At 59.0% G+C, this 16,527-nt stretch carries 9 protein-coding genes and 2 other annotated features; of the genes, 1 reads left to right on the top strand and 8 read right to left on the bottom strand.

Annotation, left to right across the window (positions count from 1 at the left end):
* Window positions 1-53: 53 nt before the first annotated feature.
* A complete protein-coding gene (locus BLR08_RS20820) occupies window positions 54-974 on the bottom strand; it encodes an endonuclease/exonuclease/phosphatase family protein (RefSeq protein ID WP_072331231.1) in 921 nt (306 codons plus the stop codon).
* A 194-nt stretch (window positions 975-1,168) separates the two neighbouring features.
* Here BLR08_RS20820 and BLR08_RS20815 point away from each other — a divergent pair, with 194 nt between their 5' ends.
* Entirely contained in the window at window positions 1,169-3,148 is a 1,980-nt protein-coding gene (locus tag BLR08_RS20815; protein WP_072331233.1) for an ABC-F family ATP-binding cassette domain-containing protein, read from the top strand.
* A gap of 165 nt (window positions 3,149-3,313) precedes the next feature.
* Here BLR08_RS20815 and BLR08_RS20810 read toward each other — a convergent pair whose 3' ends face one another.
* From BLR08_RS20810 to BLR08_RS20780, 7 genes are all read right to left on the bottom strand, one after another.
* Window positions 3,314-6,169, bottom strand: a complete 2,856-nt coding sequence (locus BLR08_RS20810; protein ID WP_072331235.1) for a hypothetical protein — start codon at window positions 6,167-6,169, stop codon at window positions 3,314-3,316.
* A 409-nt stretch (window positions 6,170-6,578) separates the two neighbouring features.
* On the bottom strand, window positions 6,579-8,210 hold the full coding sequence (locus BLR08_RS20805; protein WP_072331237.1) for a 2-isopropylmalate synthase: 1,632 nt from the start codon (window positions 8,208-8,210) through the stop codon (window positions 6,579-6,581).
* 96 nt (window positions 8,211-8,306) lie between these two features.
* Window positions 8,307-8,628 (bottom strand) — a binding site (T-box leader).
* A 60-nt stretch (window positions 8,629-8,688) separates the two neighbouring features.
* Window positions 8,689-8,960 (bottom strand) — a binding site (T-box leader).
* Window positions 8,961-9,044: 84 nt separating this feature from the next.
* Window positions 9,045-11,306 (bottom strand): FAD-dependent oxidoreductase, encoded by a 2,262-nt coding sequence (locus BLR08_RS20800; RefSeq protein ID WP_072331239.1) that lies wholly within the window; start codon window positions 11,304-11,306, stop codon window positions 9,045-9,047.
* 12 nt (window positions 11,307-11,318) lie between these two features.
* Window positions 11,319-12,236 (bottom strand): dihydrodipicolinate synthase family protein, encoded by a 918-nt coding sequence (locus BLR08_RS20795; protein ID WP_072331241.1) that lies wholly within the window; start codon window positions 12,234-12,236, stop codon window positions 11,319-11,321.
* A gap of 76 nt (window positions 12,237-12,312) precedes the next feature.
* Complete coding sequence (locus BLR08_RS20790; protein ID WP_072331243.1) at window positions 12,313-13,980, bottom strand: hypothetical protein; 1,668 nt, start codon at window positions 13,978-13,980, stop codon at window positions 12,313-12,315.
* Between the two features lie 50 nt (window positions 13,981-14,030).
* Window positions 14,031-15,608 (bottom strand): type 2 periplasmic-binding domain-containing protein, encoded by a 1,578-nt coding sequence (locus tag BLR08_RS20785; RefSeq protein ID WP_072331245.1) that lies wholly within the window; start codon window positions 15,606-15,608, stop codon window positions 14,031-14,033.
* A 39-nt stretch (window positions 15,609-15,647) separates the two neighbouring features.
* Window positions 15,648-16,526, bottom strand: coding sequence for a carbohydrate ABC transporter permease (locus tag BLR08_RS20780; protein WP_072331247.1), 879 nt, complete (start codon window positions 16,524-16,526; stop codon window positions 15,648-15,650).
* Between the last annotated feature and the right edge of the window lies 1 nt (window position 16,527).

The following is a 16,527-nucleotide window of genomic DNA, read 5'->3' as shown; positions in this document are numbered from 1 at the left end:
CAAGTTCCGTTTTGCAAATCAAAACGCCATTTTCATCAGTTTACAATAAATGTTCAATAAAAAAAAGCATCGGCCCGAAACCGCAGTCCCCCTGCCAGCCAAGCATGATCGGATGGACCGAAGGAGCCTGTCCGGCCCGGCCCGGTCCAGCTCAGGTGAGCGCTGGCCAGCAGCTGGTCAGCCGAGGCCCCGCCGACCAGCGTCGGGCCTACGGACTGCAAGGGCTCCAGCCGCAGGCTGTTGGCCAGTCCCTGAAGCAGCGGATCCTGGCGCCCGGTATTGAAATCGCCGAGCAGCACAAGCGGCCCCTGCACCCGGCTCAGCCTGAGCTCCAGCTCCGCCAGCTGCTTTTCCCTGGCCGATGCGGACGTGTCTAGGTGCACGGAGGCCACGGTCAGCTCGCCTTGGGGCAGAAGCACGGTGGCCAGCAGCAAGCAGCGCGGCTCCTTGCCTCCGCTGAGCCTGTAGAGCTCGCTGTCCTTCACCGGATAACGGCTCAGCAAAGCGATGCCGTACTGGGAGAGTCCGGAGCGAACCGCCGGCGCAAACAATACATGCATCCGCAGCGTCCTGGCCAGCAGGGCCGCCTGATCCTGCAGTCCGCTGCGCAGGCGGAACCTGTCCACCTCCTGCAGCGCGATAAGATCCGCCTTCTCTCCGGCGAGCTCGGCGGCTATAGAGGCAGGACGAACCCGGCCATCAAGGTTCTCCGCATGATGAATATTATAGGTAGCGATGCGTACGGTCGCGGCATCGTCGTCAGCGGCATAGACAGCGGATGCGGCCGGCGTGCCCGCCGCGCCGGGGCCGCCCCCATAAGGCATGTATAGAGGTTTGTCGCCCGGCGGGTGAAGCAAGGCGGCAGCGGCGGCCCAAGCCGGCAGCAGCGCCAGGAGCAGCAGCGCCCGCCGAATTAATCCCCAGCCGGCGGGCTGGCGAAGGATGTCTTTTGTCCGGTCAGGAATAGGGTGCATGAGCGCAGCGCCTGCCTCTCAAAGTGGAATTGTGCAAGGGAGGAAAATCTCAGCATAACGCGACATAACCGCTTCTGTAACCGGGGAACCGCTGGAAATCGAAAAATACCGCCGATTGTGCTACACTTATAGCATCTATGTGCAGCTACCGGCCGCACGTGTAACCTTGTCGCATCAGGGAGGCTTTAACCATTATGCTTTTGCAAGTCAGCAATATCGCCAAGAGCTACGGCGTCACAAGCGTGCTCTCTCATATAACGCTCCAGATCGAAGCCAGGGAGCGGATCGGACTGGTCGGCGTCAACGGAGCCGGCAAATCGACGCTGCTGCAGATTATCGCCGGCGAGCTGTCCTATGATCAAGGAAACATTTTTAAAGCCAAGGAAACGAAAATCGGGTATCTGAAGCAAAACTCGGGCCTTCACTCCGACCGTTCGATGTGGGACGAGCTGATCAGCGTATTCGCAGGCGTGCTGGAGACCGAGTCCGAGCTCAGACGGCTTGAGGCGCGCATGTCCGATCCCGATGTCCTGGCTGACGAGAAAAAAACCGAGGACACGATGCGCCGCTACGCCGAGCTGTCCGACAAGTTCCGCGCGTCCGGCGGCTACGAGGTTGAGGCCAAGGTACGCGGCGTGCTGAACGGCATGGGCTTCGGCCATATGGACCATGCCACCCCGGTACAGGCGCTTAGCGGCGGGCAAAAAACAAGGCTGGCGCTCGCCAAGATGCTGCTGGAAGCCCCGGATCTGCTGCTGCTCGACGAGCCGACCAACCACCTGGATATTCCGACCCTGACCTGGCTGGAGCAATATTTGCGCTCTTATCCGGGCGCTATTCTGGTCGTATCGCATGACAGGTATTTCCTCGACGCGCTGGTGGATGCGATCTATGAAATCGAGCGAACCTCCTCCAAGCGGTACACAGGCAATTACTCCCGTTACATCGAGCTGAAGCAGGCCAATTACGAGATAGAGCTGAAGCAGTTCGAGAGGCAGCAGGAAGAAATTGCGAAGATGGAGGAATTCGTACAGAAAAATATTACGCGCGCCTCGACGACCAAGCGGGCCCAAAGCCGCCGCAAGGCGCTGGAGAAAATGGATCGGCTGGACAAGCCGCTCGGCGACCTGAAGCGCGCCAGCTTCTCCTTCGAGGTCGAGGTGCCCACCGGCCGCGAGGTGCTCGACGTGCGCGGGCTGTCACTCTCCTATGATAGAGCCAAGCCGCTGGCCCGGAACATCACGTTCCAGTTGCGCCGCGGGGACACGGCGGCCTTGATCGGACCGAACGGCATCGGCAAAACGACCCTGCTGCGCACCCTCATCGGTCAGCATCAGCAGGACCGCGGAACGTATCAATGGGGAGCCAACGTGAAGATCGCCTACTACGATCAGGAGCAGACCGGGCTGAATCCGAACCAGACCGTGCTGGAGGAAGTTTGGAATGCCTTTCCTCATCTGGAGGAAGGAAGGGTTCGCACCGTGCTGGGCAGCTTCCTGTTCAGCGGCGAGGATGTGTTCAAGAAAATCGGCTCGCTAAGCGGCGGCGAGAAGGCCCGGGTCTCGCTGGCCAAGCTGATGCTGCTTAAAGCGAACGTGCTCATTCTAGATGAGCCTACCAACCATCTGGACTTATTTTCGAAGGAAGTGCTGGAATCGGCGCTGATCGATTACGAAGGCACGCTGCTCTTTATCTCCCATGACCGTTACTTCCTGAACAAGATGGCCGAGAATATGCTGGAGCTGTCGCCTGATGGCATCACGGCATACCTGGGCAATTACGATGATTACGTGGAGAAAAAGCTGGAGCTGGCCGAGATCGAACAGCAGCGGCTCGCCCAGGAAACAGCGAAGCGAGCAGCGGCTGGCAGCAGTTCCGCCAAGGGCGCCGAGAAAAGCGGAAGCCCCGGACACGCCGCAGATAACGGGCCTGCGAATTCCTATGAATCGGGCAAGCTGGCCAAGCGCGAGGAACGGAGCCGCCAGCGCAAGCTGGAGCAGCTCGAAGCCCAGATCGCGCAGCTGGAGGCCGACATCACGGAGCTGGAGGAGGCGCTGGCGCTTCCCGAGGTATTTAACGATTATGTGCTGGTCCAGGAGAAAAACGAGCAGATCGAAGCCAAGCGCAGCGAGCTCGCTTCCTGCTACGAGCAGTGGGAACAGCTCGCAGAGTAGCCGGTTGGGATCGCAGAAAGGAAATAAAAACGCCTGCAGCTGAAATGCCCGGCATTGTTAGACCTTATCTAACAGTTGGCGGGCAATTCGAGCCAGCAGGCGTTTTTGTTTGGTTGGGGTGGAGGGCCGCTCCCCCTGCTGCGTTATGACGCCCGGGATAATCGTCTACACCTCCGCTTCAGCGCCTTTTTCCTGCAGGCAGAGCAGCAGCAGAGGCACGCTGCCGTATACGATCATGGCCGCTGCGGCCACGATGCCGGAATCGTTGAGCACGAGCGCGGCAAGCGAGCCGAGCACATTGGCGCAGCACCCGTGCATCAGAAACGGGTAGCGCTTCTCCCACGCCCGAAGCCGGCCCTTCGGGCGCAATACGAGCGCGGCCATGACGAGCAGGCCGGTCAGCAGCACCTTGCTCCAGGCCGATACCTGGAGCAAATGAAGATTCATCGTCAGCTTGCGTCTGACGATAGCCGCGATGTCGTCCCAGCGGCCTTGCCGCAAGGACGCAAAGGCCCGTCCGATGTGGGTGCTGCGCCCCGCATCGGACGGCAGCAGGGCGCTGCCGGGCTCGGCGGCTGCGGCAGCCACTGCGGCTGCGGCAGAGCCGCTCTCCCCCGCCGGGGCGGGGAGAGCGGCGGCGTTCAGCAGCCACAGCCCTGCCAGCGCGGCGGCCACGGGCAGCGCCAGCGCCAGGCTGAGGCGGCGCCAGCGCAGCGGCCCGCCGGAGGCAAGCCGCGCGGCGAGCACGCCGAAGCCGGCGCCTGCGGCCAGGGCGCCGCCGGCGTTGGCGCCGACCGCCGGCGCAGCGAGCGCCGCGGTCGTCAGGCTGCCGACCGCGGCGGCCGGCCAGGCGGCAAGCCAGCCGGGCTGCCCCGGCGCAGCGGCCCGACGCGCTGCGGGCGCCGCTCCCCTTTTCGCCGCCAAACGAATCCATGCCGTCCTTGCGCTCACCTGGATGCCGCGCAGCAAGCCCCGCCGCCGGGCATCCTTTTTCCGCCTGCCGCCATGCACAAGCTCCAGAGCTGCGCTCAGGCCAAGCAGCGAAGCCCCGAGCAGCACCCCCATGCATTCGTTGCCGATGCCATAATAACGCGCTCCGATCATCGCATCGTAACCCAGTACCGAGCGCTTCATCAGCGGAGCCCCGAGCAAACCGTCGGCCACGATCAACAGCGAGACGCCGATTCCGCACAGCGCCAATATCCGGATCAGAGCTGACCGGCGCCCGGCTGCAGCGCTTGCCCTCCAGCTTGCCGCGCTTGCAGCGAGCACAAGCAACACAAGCCCGAATCCCCTCGCCCCGCTGCCATTCGCCCAGCCCAGCGCGATAAGCAGCGCCGGCATCCAAAGAATGGAGAGCAGCAACAGCTGCAAGCCTCTGAACAAGCCGCGGCTTCCGCCGAACAGCATCCAGGCAGCCGCTAGCCCCAGCAGCATAACCGCAATTTCATACACGGCAAGCCCGTACAGAAGCGGGGGCCTCAGCCGGTAAATGCCGCTTAACGAATCCATTTCGCCGAGCAGCCAAGACAATGCGCGCCCCTCTCCCTCTGCAGCACTCTGATTCATAGAGGAAGTCGGTGTGCCGCCCGGATTCCGGGCCAGGCTGCGAATCGGCTGCCCGATCATGTGTCGGGTTGCGGACAAGCCAAATTCGGCCAGCAGAGTTGGAGCCAGATCGGACGCTGCAACAATCCCTTCCCGATAGGTTGTAGCAGAGGTCATAATCCTCGGCCCGGTCCATATTCCTACAGAGTCATCCTCTCTGGATCGGCTCGGACTCCAGCGAAATACAGGGGTCAGCAGCTTTTTCTCCCGCACCGCCTCCGGATGGACGGCCGGACTGACGAGCCACAGCATATGACGCTCGGCCGGTCTTTGGCGGCTTCGGATAACGACAGCCGAACGGACAAGCGCCACCAACCGCTCGACTTCTGACAACGCCAGGCGCTGCTGATCCCCGGGTTTAACCACTTCCTCGTTCCCGGCCGCCCCGCTCTGTCCTGTGCCTGCATATGCACGAGCAAGGCCGTCGTACTCAAGCACATTCAAGCTGCCCTTAGCGAACGATGGAGCATCGCCTGCCCCGACCGGCCGTCTCGTACCTCCAGCCTGCAGCCAGCTTTGCCTCAGCAGCCGGGAAGCATCCGCAACCGTCGCGTAACCCCCGCCCGGCACATGGCCCAGCTCATCCGTCACCATCAAGGCGGCCTGCAGCGAACGGTTCTCCTCGCGGCTCCGGTCTGTGAAGCCAGCTCGCCCCAAGCTCCAAGCCGCAGCCCTCACTCCCTCATCCCTCAGCGCTCCCCCCAGCGTCCCTGGCGCCGAGCGGAATCCGCCCGTCTGATTCCTCGCCTGCAAGCGCTCTATGCCCGGCACCCTCCAGCCCCGATCTTCGGCTTTCCAACCGTTAACTTCCCCGATCGCCGGAAAGGCCCCTGGCATGGCACGTACACGTCCTTCCATCCCTGCCGCGTTAGTCTGATTAGCATGAAACCAGGGTCCGCCGCGACTTAAAAATTCGAAGCGTGCGGGACGCCGCCAGCCGCTTGCCCCTGCGCCCTTGGCCCGAACGGGAGCTCCTGCTCCCCAGGTGGCGTATACGGATGCAGTGCCTTTGTCCGAAAGCCTGACGTTCATAGCCGCAACATCGCTTTCCATGCTGAGGCTTCGCAATGCCGGATAGCGATCCAGCATTCCGGGCGCAAGCTCCAGAAACGACAACCCGGGCAGCGACAGGATCGTGACATGCGTCATGACGCTACCCCGATTCGGCTCCTCCGCTGCCAGACTGTTTCTTTCCGCTTCTTCAATGCCTCTCTCCGCTTTGTCGTCCGCCTTCTCTGCTTGTTCGTCCACTCTTTGGGCTTGTTCGTCTGTCCTCTCCGCTTGTTCGTCCGCACTCTGCGCTTGTTCGACGGCTCTCGCCGTCTCCGCCTGCCACACGCTGGCGCTGGCTGTCGAAGCCAGCAGCCCTCCCGACATGATTAGCAGCAGAACAACACGAACAACGTGCTTCACCTTCCGTCCTGCCTGGGTAATTGTAAGATATCCACTGTGCATAACTATCCTCGATTCAGGTCTCGGCCTTTTGACATGTACGATGAAATAACGCCCTATTCTCCGTACTTTTCCCAAATCGAAGGACATTATCCAGCATGTGTATAACCAAGGAAGGCAGTTCATATATCCACAGGATTATCCCCAGAAAAAAATGTCACTTTCCCTAGAAAATTCGGCGTTTTTTTCTTCATCCACAAAGTTATTCACATTATCCACAGCTTCATGTTAAAAAAGTTATTCAGCATCCCGGGAAAAATCCGCTATGCATCCCGCCTTATTTCATAGGCTTTTTTGAAGTTATCCCCTGTTATACACAAGCCCTGTGGATAACTTTTTCCACAGGGCTTGGTAGCTTCTTCTCTGTCGCTTATGGGGTCGAAATTCCAACTTCTGCCGCCGCCTCGGCTAGTCTCGCCTCATTGTTCGCTGGAGAGCTCTGCTGCTTCTCCCACTCCCTGGCCGCCTGGTTGCAGGCCGCCATAAATGCATGCGCAGCCGCCAATATAATATCGCGCTGGGCGGATACTCCCCGGTACGACTGCCCGTGAGCCAGCACGGTTACGATCGCTTCTCCGCTGGCTTCCTCACCCGAGGAGAGCGAGTACAGTTCCAAATCGGCGAACTCGGCCTCAAACGGCAAAGCCTGCTTGATGCCCGATACGACGGCTTCTACCGGACCTTCGCCCGTACCGATGTACACCTTCTCTTCACCCGCAGCTTCATCCCGGATCGTACACGAAGCGACGCGGTGCCCGGCATTGCCCGTAACCACCTGGACCGAGGTCAAGGAGTACGGCTCCATCACCCGATTCACCGCAGCTCCCACAAGCTCCAGCAGCTGATGATCATGCACAACCTTTTGCCGGTCGGCCATCTCCTTGAACGCCGCATAGAAGCTTTCCATCTGCTCTCCGTCCAGCTGTACGCCCAGTTCGCTGACCCGATGCTTGATCGCATGACGGCCGGAATGCTTGCCCAGAATAATCATGCTGCGCGGAATCCCGAGCGCCTCCGGGTCCATGATCTCGTACGTGTTGCGGTTCTTCAGCAAGCCGTCTTGATGGATGCCCGCTTCGTGCTGGAAGGCGTTGCGTCCGACAACCGGCTTGTTGAACGCGATCGGGAAGCTCATCGCCCGGCTGACCATCTGGCTCGTAGCGAAAATATGCTCGGGCTGAATGGCGGTTTCCGCGCCCATGGCATTTTTCCTTGTGTCAAGCGCCATTACCAGCTCCTCCAAGGAACAGTTGCCGGCGCGTTCCCCGACTCCGTTCACGGTCACCTCCACTTGGCTGACTCCGGCCTTGATCGCAGCCAAGCTGTTCGCCACCGCAAGCCCCAGATCATTGTGGCAATGGGCGCTGAAGCGAACCCGGTCCGAACCGCGGACATTCTTCATGACCCGGGTAAACATGGCCCCATATTCTTCAGGCAGCGCATAGCCTACCGTATCGGGAATATTGATAATCGTTGCGCCTTCTTCGATAACCGCTTCGATCACCTCGAACAGAAATTCATCCCCGGTCCTTGTAGCGTCCATCGGCGAAAATTCGAATTCATCGACAAATTGTCTGCCGTACGCGACCATCTCTCTGGCCAGCGCCACCACCTGCTCACGCGATTTTTTCAGTTGGAAATCCAGGTGGATATTGGACGAGGACAAGAACATGTGAAGCCTGCGCTTCCCGGCGTCCTGGGTCGCCTTGACCGCTGCGTCGATATCGATCTTCACCGCGCGGGCGAAGCCGCAAATCTCGACGTTCTGCAGCTCGCGCGAAATCTGCTGAACTGCCGCGAAGTCGCCGGGGCTGGAGATCGGAAAGCCCGGCTCGATCACATCGACTCCCAGCTTCGCCAGCTGGCGGGCAATGACGATTTTCTGGGCGGGCGTCAAAGTCGCACCCGGCGCCTGCTCCCCGTCGCGCAGCGTCGTATCGAATATTGTGATCGGTCTGTAGATTTGGGTTTGAGCTTGAACTTGATTTTGTACATGTTCCATAGTGAACAGTCCTCCTTGGGTTTGGGTTTTCTTTCTATGGGGACAGCATGTCGTTTACTGTTTAGGCTAACAAAAAAAGCCCGCGTCTCTTTGGAAATAAGAGACGACAGGCTTATAGGCCAATGCCGCGGTACCACTCTTGTTGGATCTGCTCTCCTGACAGTCGTGCACTACCGTCATAAGGCCGATCCCGCTTGAAACGTTGATCACGGAGACTGCTCCGTCGGAATCTGGGTCATAAACTGAGCCGTTGGCAGCCGTCAGCCTCGTGGGCCTTCGAGCTCTACGCGTCATCGTTATGCTCCGTCAATTCCGCCGCTCCCGGGCGAGCTTCAGTCGATTCCCCTGCTGCGTCGCACCACCCCGCAGCTCTCTGTTCAGGCGAATATCGCTTACTGTTCCCGTTCTTAGCGTGTATATTATTCAGTTGTCCGAGCGGGGCGCCCGCTGAAACCAAAAAAGCCCGCCGTCTCTGTAAATAAGAGACGACAGGCTGTTCCTATCGCGGTACCACTCTTGTTGACATTGCTTAAAATCGCCGGAGGCGATAACAATGTCCGCTCAAAGCCTGATCACGGTGGCGAACCGTCCAAACCTGCTGTCCCCTGAAATAAAGCGTGCAGCGCTGCGCGCAGGACGATCAGTCTGGCCGCTCCCGGGTGAGCTTCACCTTGTACCTATACTGCGTTGCACCATGCCGCAGCTCTCTGAGATAGGTTGCCGGTTACTGTTCCCGTTCGTTGCGTTTTGATTTGTTAGTCATTATATGCCGGCCCGGCGGAAATGTCAACAGGACGAATGGACGCATTTACGAAGCATGATTTCAGCCCTCGCTTACTTTTCCTGTCCGTATACCCGAATTTCCGCTACCTCAGCCCGGGCGCATCCGTTCGTCAGCTCCGCGACAAGCCGGATTTTCCCTGCAAGCATGTCTTCAGGCAGATGGTGTACCCGCTTGCGCTTGCGGTTGCCCTTCACGGCGACCACCGTCGTCCAGCCGGAGTCCTCCCGCCACAGCTCGATCCGGTAATCGCGAATAAGCTCCGGAATGACCTCAAACGGGGTTTTGATAAAGTGAAGATTGATCAAATATTCGTTGACGTCGTCGTTAAAGGTGACGTGTATCTCCCGGACTTGCACCGGCTGCTCCCAGTCCAGCTCGAGCCAGGCTTCCTCCCCGGACCGGAGCGGCTCGGATGCCCACATGTGGGGCGAGCCGTACGGCCGGCTGTACCCATCCGTTGCTCGGTGCGGCGCGTAAGCCTCCGTCTCTTCGGCCAAGCGGAAGCAAAATGGCTGCCGGACGAGCGATTTCATGCTCCATTGGATCACCGGCTGGTCGAGCCGCCGGTCTTCGAGCCCGGAATCGACTTCGGCATGCGCCGAACGGGCGAAGGACAGTACCCCCGTTAACGGCTCATCCGACACGTGCAGCGCCGCATCCGGGTTCGCTTTGATAATCAGGAAGCCGTTTTGCGGCCGCTCCGGCCTCCAGGCGATCGGCAACGTGATCCACTGGCGCTCACCGGCAGACACTCCGGCGCGCGCCGCAGCAACCAGCGTATGGGGAATATAATTTTCCGCCAGCCCCGTATCCCAAAGCTCGGCTTCGACGACGGTCGCGGCCGCGGCGTCGACCAGCAGCTCGATACCGTCGATATGGGGATCGATCGGCAGCAGCAGAGCCGCATCGGTATGAAGCGGGAACAGCCGGCAGGAGCGCTCGACACGAAGACGTCGCAACGTGCTGGAGGCTGCAACCGCCGCCCCTCGGGCCCAATCGGCCGGGTCGATATGGCGGATGCCGATGACGGCCGCATCCTGACGCAGCAGCGTCTGCTGCAGCCGCTCCATATGGCCTTGAGCCAGCTCTCTGGGCGTCAGTCTGAGTTCCGCGCACAAGGCCGCGCCTGTCCCGGCGGCTTCGCCCATGACGGCGCAAGTCGCCATTACCCGCGTCGTGCCGAACGCGATATGCGTGGCGCTGATGTTGCGTCCCGCGAACAACAGGTTATCGACGTTGACCGAATACAGCGAGCGGAACGGGATATGGTAGATGCCGTCCGGGTGGAGGTGCTTGGACCCGCCCTTGGCCGAATACATCCCTTCGGGCGGATGCAGATCGATCGACCAGCCTCCGAACCCGATCCGGTCGGCGAACGGCGTTTGCCCGGTAATATCGTTCTGATGCAGCATGTAATCGCCTATAAATCTGCGGTATTCCCGTTTCCCCGGAAGCGAGCCGACCCATTCGAGCGTCAGCGTGTCAGCGTCGAATTTCCCGGAATTTTTAATATAGTCCCATATGCCGTAAATAGCCGCCCACAGCTCGTCGCGAATTCGCTCGTTGTCGTGCACAGTGTCCAGCTCGCCGCCCCATTCAATCCACCAATAATGACAGCCGGAATCGCCGCTGCGGATGATGCGCCTCATCGGAATGGACGTCTGCTCGATATTTTTGGCGAAGGACGGCGGCACATATTTCACCGGATAACCGACATCCTTCGTATAGAACAGAATCGTGCTGCCGAGCGTCACCTCGTCCGCCTTCTCCGGAGCGAGGCTTTCGCCGAATTCATGCCGGGCCTCCCGGCCCAGACGATACCGCGCTCCCGCAAGAAAGCCGACCAGCCCGTCTCCCGAGCAGTCGAGAAACAGCTCGCCCTCGAAGCGGATGCTCCGCTCGGAGCCCATCATCCAGCCGTGTACGGCGCGGATGCGACGCGAGTCAGAGCCGCCCTCCGCATCGACCTGCCTAACATCCGTGTTCAGGAACAACTCGATGTTGCTTTCGGCCCGTACCGCTTCCAGCACGACCATATCCCAATAATACGGGTTGCCGTCCGGGTTGCGGAACTGATTCTCCAGAAACAGCTCTCCCATAATGCCTGTCTCACGCGCATACCGGTTGACCCCTGTGGCGCAAGCCCCGCTCACCCAAACCCGCACCTCGCTGCTCGAATTGCCGCCCAGAACAGGCCGGTTGTGCACGAGCGCCACCTGCCGGCCCAGACGCGCGGCCGAGATCGCCGCACAAACCCCGGCAAGGCCGCCGCCGATGACGACGATCTCCTTGCGCACCGTCTCTTCTCTCATCGTCTCCGCCCCCTAGCCTCGTTCTATTTCCGCTATCATTCGCTCGTATAGTCTCCGCACCTGCGACTTGCCTTGCTCAGACAGCGGAGCAAGCGGCGCGCGAGGCTCGCCGCAGTCGATGCCGCGCAGCCGCACAAGCTCCTTGATAGTACCGAACAAGCCGTAAGCGCGAATCTCGGTAATAAATTCGTTCACGACGAACTGCCACCGCTGCGCCTCTGCGATGTCGCTGCTCAGGTAAGCCTGCTCGATGCGGAGAAACAACTCCGGCATCGCGCCGTACGTTCCCCCGATGCCTCCGCTCGCGCCCATGACGCGTCCAGCCAGGTATTGCTGATCAGGACCGTTAAACACCATAAACGAAGGGCCGCCAGCCGCTTTGAACTGCTGCAGCTCATAGGTGCTGAAGCTCGTCGTTTTGATGCCGGCAAGCTGGGGATGGGCGCACAGTTCCTTCAAAAACGCCGTCGTCATCGTGAAACCGGTCGCCGCCGGCACATTGTAGATGAGAAACGGAAGCTTCGCCGCCTCCATCATCGCGAACCAGTGCCGCTTCACCGCTTCCTCCGAATAGGCATAATAAAACGGCGGCACGGCGGAAATCGCATCCGCCCCCGCTTCCTCCGCATGGGCGGCAAGCCGCACGCTGTCCTCAGTCGTGATTGCCCCGACATGGGCGATCACGGGAATTGCGCCGCCGGTTTCGGCGACGACCGCCTCCAGCACAAGCTCGCGCTCTTCGGCCGTTTGCAGCATGCCTTCGCCCGTTCCGCCGCCGATATACAGCCCGCCGATACCGCTGCCGATCAGCCAGCGGGTCAGCTCACGCACCGCTTCCGGGTTCACCCGGCCCTTGCTGTCATAGCAGGAATTCATGGCGACGATCACGCCGGAAAACGGGGCTGACTTATCCCTGGATCGTTCGTTCATTTCCTAAGCTCCTCCTCTATAAGAGCCGGACATGCTCTCAGGGCAGCGAATCCCCTAGGCATGCCCGGCCAAACCTTTAATAAACGACAATATCATCCGCCAAAAACGTTCCCGTGCCGGCTCCCGTCGTATTGATACGCAGCGTCGTCAAAGCCGATACCGGATTGCGGTACGTATAGTTCGATGCCGCCAGCACGCCGTTTATATACACGTCAAACTTTTGCGTCGCCGTCCGGGCTACGATTTTGATCTGATACCATGTTCCCGCCGTGTACGACGGAAGCGTCGTTTTGACGGAGCCGTTGTACGTGTACATCTTGCCGTTATTGTCAAAGGCCACCGTAAACCCGTTCGTTCCTGCCGCATCCGTCAAGCTGACACCGAGTACTTGATTCGTCTGCTGCGGCTGCACGTTAAGCTGGAGCTCCACCGTACCCGAGGTGGACGCGAACCCTTTGGTCGCTTCGACCAGCTGGCTTGCGCTCGTATCCTGCAGCTTGAGCGCCTTATCGCCTGCCGCCGGCAAGTTCTCAACAGTGACCGTCCCTCCGGATGTTCCCGTTGTCCATCCTGTAGGAGCGCTTCCCGTCGTCATGCCGTCGAAACGCTCGTGCAGCCGCCATTTGAGCTCATCCCACAACGCCTCGTACCGGACAATATTGGGCTGATCGGAGGACGAGCCTTTTTGATAGGTGACGATGCCGATGTACGTTTTGCCGCTTTTGGTTATAAAATAAGGCTCGGCATAATACGAATCGGCGGCGGAATACGAGTTGCTGTTCAGCGTGGCGACCGATTCCAGCTCGAGCGTGTCTGGGTTGATCCGGTACAGCTTCAAATAGTTGGTCGTCCCTTGAATGTCCCGGCACAGCAAGTAATAGTTTCCTCCATCGACAAACAGCTTGGGTCGGCCGATATAGTTGATCTCGGAATAAGAAGACGACAATGTCTTGGAAGCGACCAGATTAAAGCTCGCATCCGTCTTGAACAGCCGGGTCGAGTGATCATCTCCCCGGGCGATCACCAGATAGCCGGACCCGTATTTCTCCAGCGAGCTTTCGTTGAAGGCAAACCCGAAGGTCGACGTCAAGTTTTTGACATACGTCCAGTTGCTTCCGTTGTCCGTCGTCTTCAGCACATGGACGGCCCGCGCGCCGCCGGTCAGCTCGGGAAACGACATCGCGAGCATATACACTGTCCCGCCATCGTCGTAATCGTCAAACATATAGCCGTACCGGTAAGACCCGACCTGCGGGAAAGCTCCTTGATCGGCGAACGTATCGCCCCCGTCGGTCGATTTAAACATGCGGGCGCCCAACCGGGTTTTCGTTCCTCCTTGCTGCTGATCGACGAAGTTATACACATCGCCGTTTGGCATGCGCATCAGCTCGGGATTTTGATTGATCACGCCGGCCGTCTGATCCGTTGCCGTCCGGCTCGTCACCGTGCCCGTGGACGGATTGTAGATCATCGTCTCGAGGCTGGCCTCGCTCTCCATGTAATGCGCATCGCCGCGCTTGTACGAGATGATCACCTTCGTATCGCTTTGCTGGAGCAGGGTGGGGAAAGCCAGATATTTATCGACACCCGTCGGATCGGCGTCGAATAACGTCTGCAGCTGAACGCCTTCCGGCGTCACCGTCACCGGCAGCCCCGGATTCGGGGCCGCTTCGGCGCTCCCGCTCATCAGCAGAGGCAGCAGGCAAACTGCCGCCAAACAACTTACTGTCAAACGTTTGAACATGGATGATACCTCCTTGTTATGGGACGGCCTCTCAATCTATCCGTTTCTCTTTACTTATGCGATGCGTAATAGGCGTTGTATTCGCGGGTGACCTCTTCCCAGCCAGCGGCATATACTTCCTTCAGGAAGTCGTCCCAAGCGGTCAGCGGCAGATCGCCGTAGATGATTTGGGCGGTTACTTCGATAAACTTTTTCGTGTACACATCTTTTTTGTAGAAATCCGCTTCCTTGTCGGAGACAAGCCCCAGCAGCCCTTTTTCCTGGTAGTTCTCAGGAACGTACTTAATGCTCTTGTCGAGCCATTCCTTCTGGTATGAGTACACATCGGGAACCAGCTTCTTCAGCCACAGATCCTCGTCGTTCGGTCTGCGGAACATCATTGCATGGCCGATCCATTTGGAGAAGTTGCCGTATTCCGGCTCGAGGTACGTCAGCTTGTCGCCTTCTTTTTTGTAATGGACCCCTTCTACGCCGTTTTTCAAAATATTCCAGCCCTCATCGCTCAACATCCAGTCGAATACGCGGATAATTTCTTTCTCCTTGCCCTTCGCCTTTGTCGTCAGCGCCCATGTGTTGTACAGCCCGGAGTTGGTCGATACGAGCTTCTCCTTGCTGTAGGAAGCCGCATTCGGAGCGGTCGGGAAATCGACAAGCTCCACCTGGGCAGTCGGATGAATTTTGCGCATCACGTTCAAATACGAATCGATTTTGCCGGCGAACATCCGCATGGAGCCCGTCACGCCTTTGTTGAACTTGTCTTCCTTGGCCGCAATTCCTTTATTCGTAATCAGATCGGGGTCGAGCGACTTGTCCTGGGCAAGCTGCCTGTAAAATTCCAGCGCCTGCTTGAACCGTCCGTCCTTGGCGAACACGCCGAAGAACACTTCCCCGCTGCCGTTGTCGTACCATTGCTTATCCGCATGCCACGCCCGGGCGAAATACTCCAGATTAATCGTCCCGGACAACGCCATCAGCTCGCTGGATTCGGTAACGCCGTACGTGTCGGCTTTGCCGTTGCCGTCAGGATCCTGCGTCGCGACGGCCTTGTAGAACGCCCGCCAGTCGTCAGTCGTTTTCGGCACCGGCAGCCCCAGCTTCTCGCGCCAATCTTTGCGGATGCCCATGAAATCTTCCCGCACAATCGTCGAACGCGGCACTTGATACATATGGCCGTCCGGATCGCGAACCGCATCCAGCGAAGCTTTATTCGAATATTTCATGATGTTCGGAGCGTCCTTCAACAGATTGTCGACAGGCAGCAATACCTTGTTTTTGACCATCTGCGCGTACAGATTATCGTTGGGCGTATTCATGATGATGACCTCGGGATAATCGCCCGACGCCATCAGCACGTTGCGCTTCTCCCACACATTGGCGATCGGCACGACCATCCATGTAATGTCGGCGTTCGCCCGCTTGTTGATTTCCTGCACCCACGGGTTGTTCTGCGGATCGAACTCCGACCCGGCGCGCAGCAGCACCGTGAACTTAACCGGCTCCTTGCTGCCGGCGGCGGCAGGAGCTTCCTTGCCGGCCGGAGCCGGACCGCTTCCTTGACTGCAGCCGGTAAAAGTCGCGGCCAGCAGGGAAAGCGTGATCGCCATACTTGTTTTACGAATCCGTTTCATACGTCTGAATCCCCCTTATATATGCGCTGTGGCCAAGCGTCATTGCTTCACCGCTCCGAGCATAATGCCCTTGATGAAATACTTCTGCAGGAAAGGATAGCTGAACAAGATCGGAAGAATCGTCACGATAATCGTGGCGCACTGCAGCGTCTTCGGATAAATACGTCCGCTGTCGGCGGCCGGGTCGGTCGAGCTGAACAAGTCCGTGTTCTCCGTAATGATTTCCCGCAATAAAATCGTCAGCGTCCACTTGTCCCGATCGTTCAAGTATAACATCGCCTCGAAAAACCGGTTCCAGTTGGCGACGCCGTAAAACAGGCATATCGTAGCCATAAGCGGCAAGGAAAGCGGTACGACGATTTTGAACAGCACGTACATATGCCCCGCTCCGTCGATTTTGGCCGACTCCTCGAGACTGTCGGGAATCGTTTCGAAAAACGTCCGGACGATAATAAAATTGTACGTGCTGATCAAGGTCGGTAAAACAACGGCCCACAGCGAGTTGTACAGATGCAGTCCTTTGACGACGAGAAACGTCGGGATCATGCCCCCGCTGAACAGCATCGTGAACACGATGAAAAACATGATCGCCCGATCGCCGCGAACTTTGGCCTTGGCCAGCGGGTACGCCGTCAGCACCGTGACGGTCACATTCAGCAGTGTTCCGCCCAGACAGACGAGCAGCGTATTGCGGTAGCTGGTCAGCAGCAGCTTGTTGGCGAAAATTTGCTTATACGCATCCCAGTTTAGCTCCGACGGCAGCACCATCAGCGGGCTGTTCACATAAGCGGCGTAGCTGCTCATCGAGATAGCCAGCACATTCAGAATCGGATACAGCGTTACGATACCGAGCAGCGACAGCAGCGTGTAGTTGGTCCAGTCAAACAGCCTCTCGGCGGACGCGATGCGGATTTGCATT

Source organism: Paenibacillus sp. cl123 (assembly GCF_900101595.1).
Lineage (GTDB): Bacteria > Bacillota > Bacilli > Paenibacillales > NBRC-103111 > Paenibacillus_G.
This window is presented reverse-complemented; position numbering and strand designations above follow the sequence as displayed.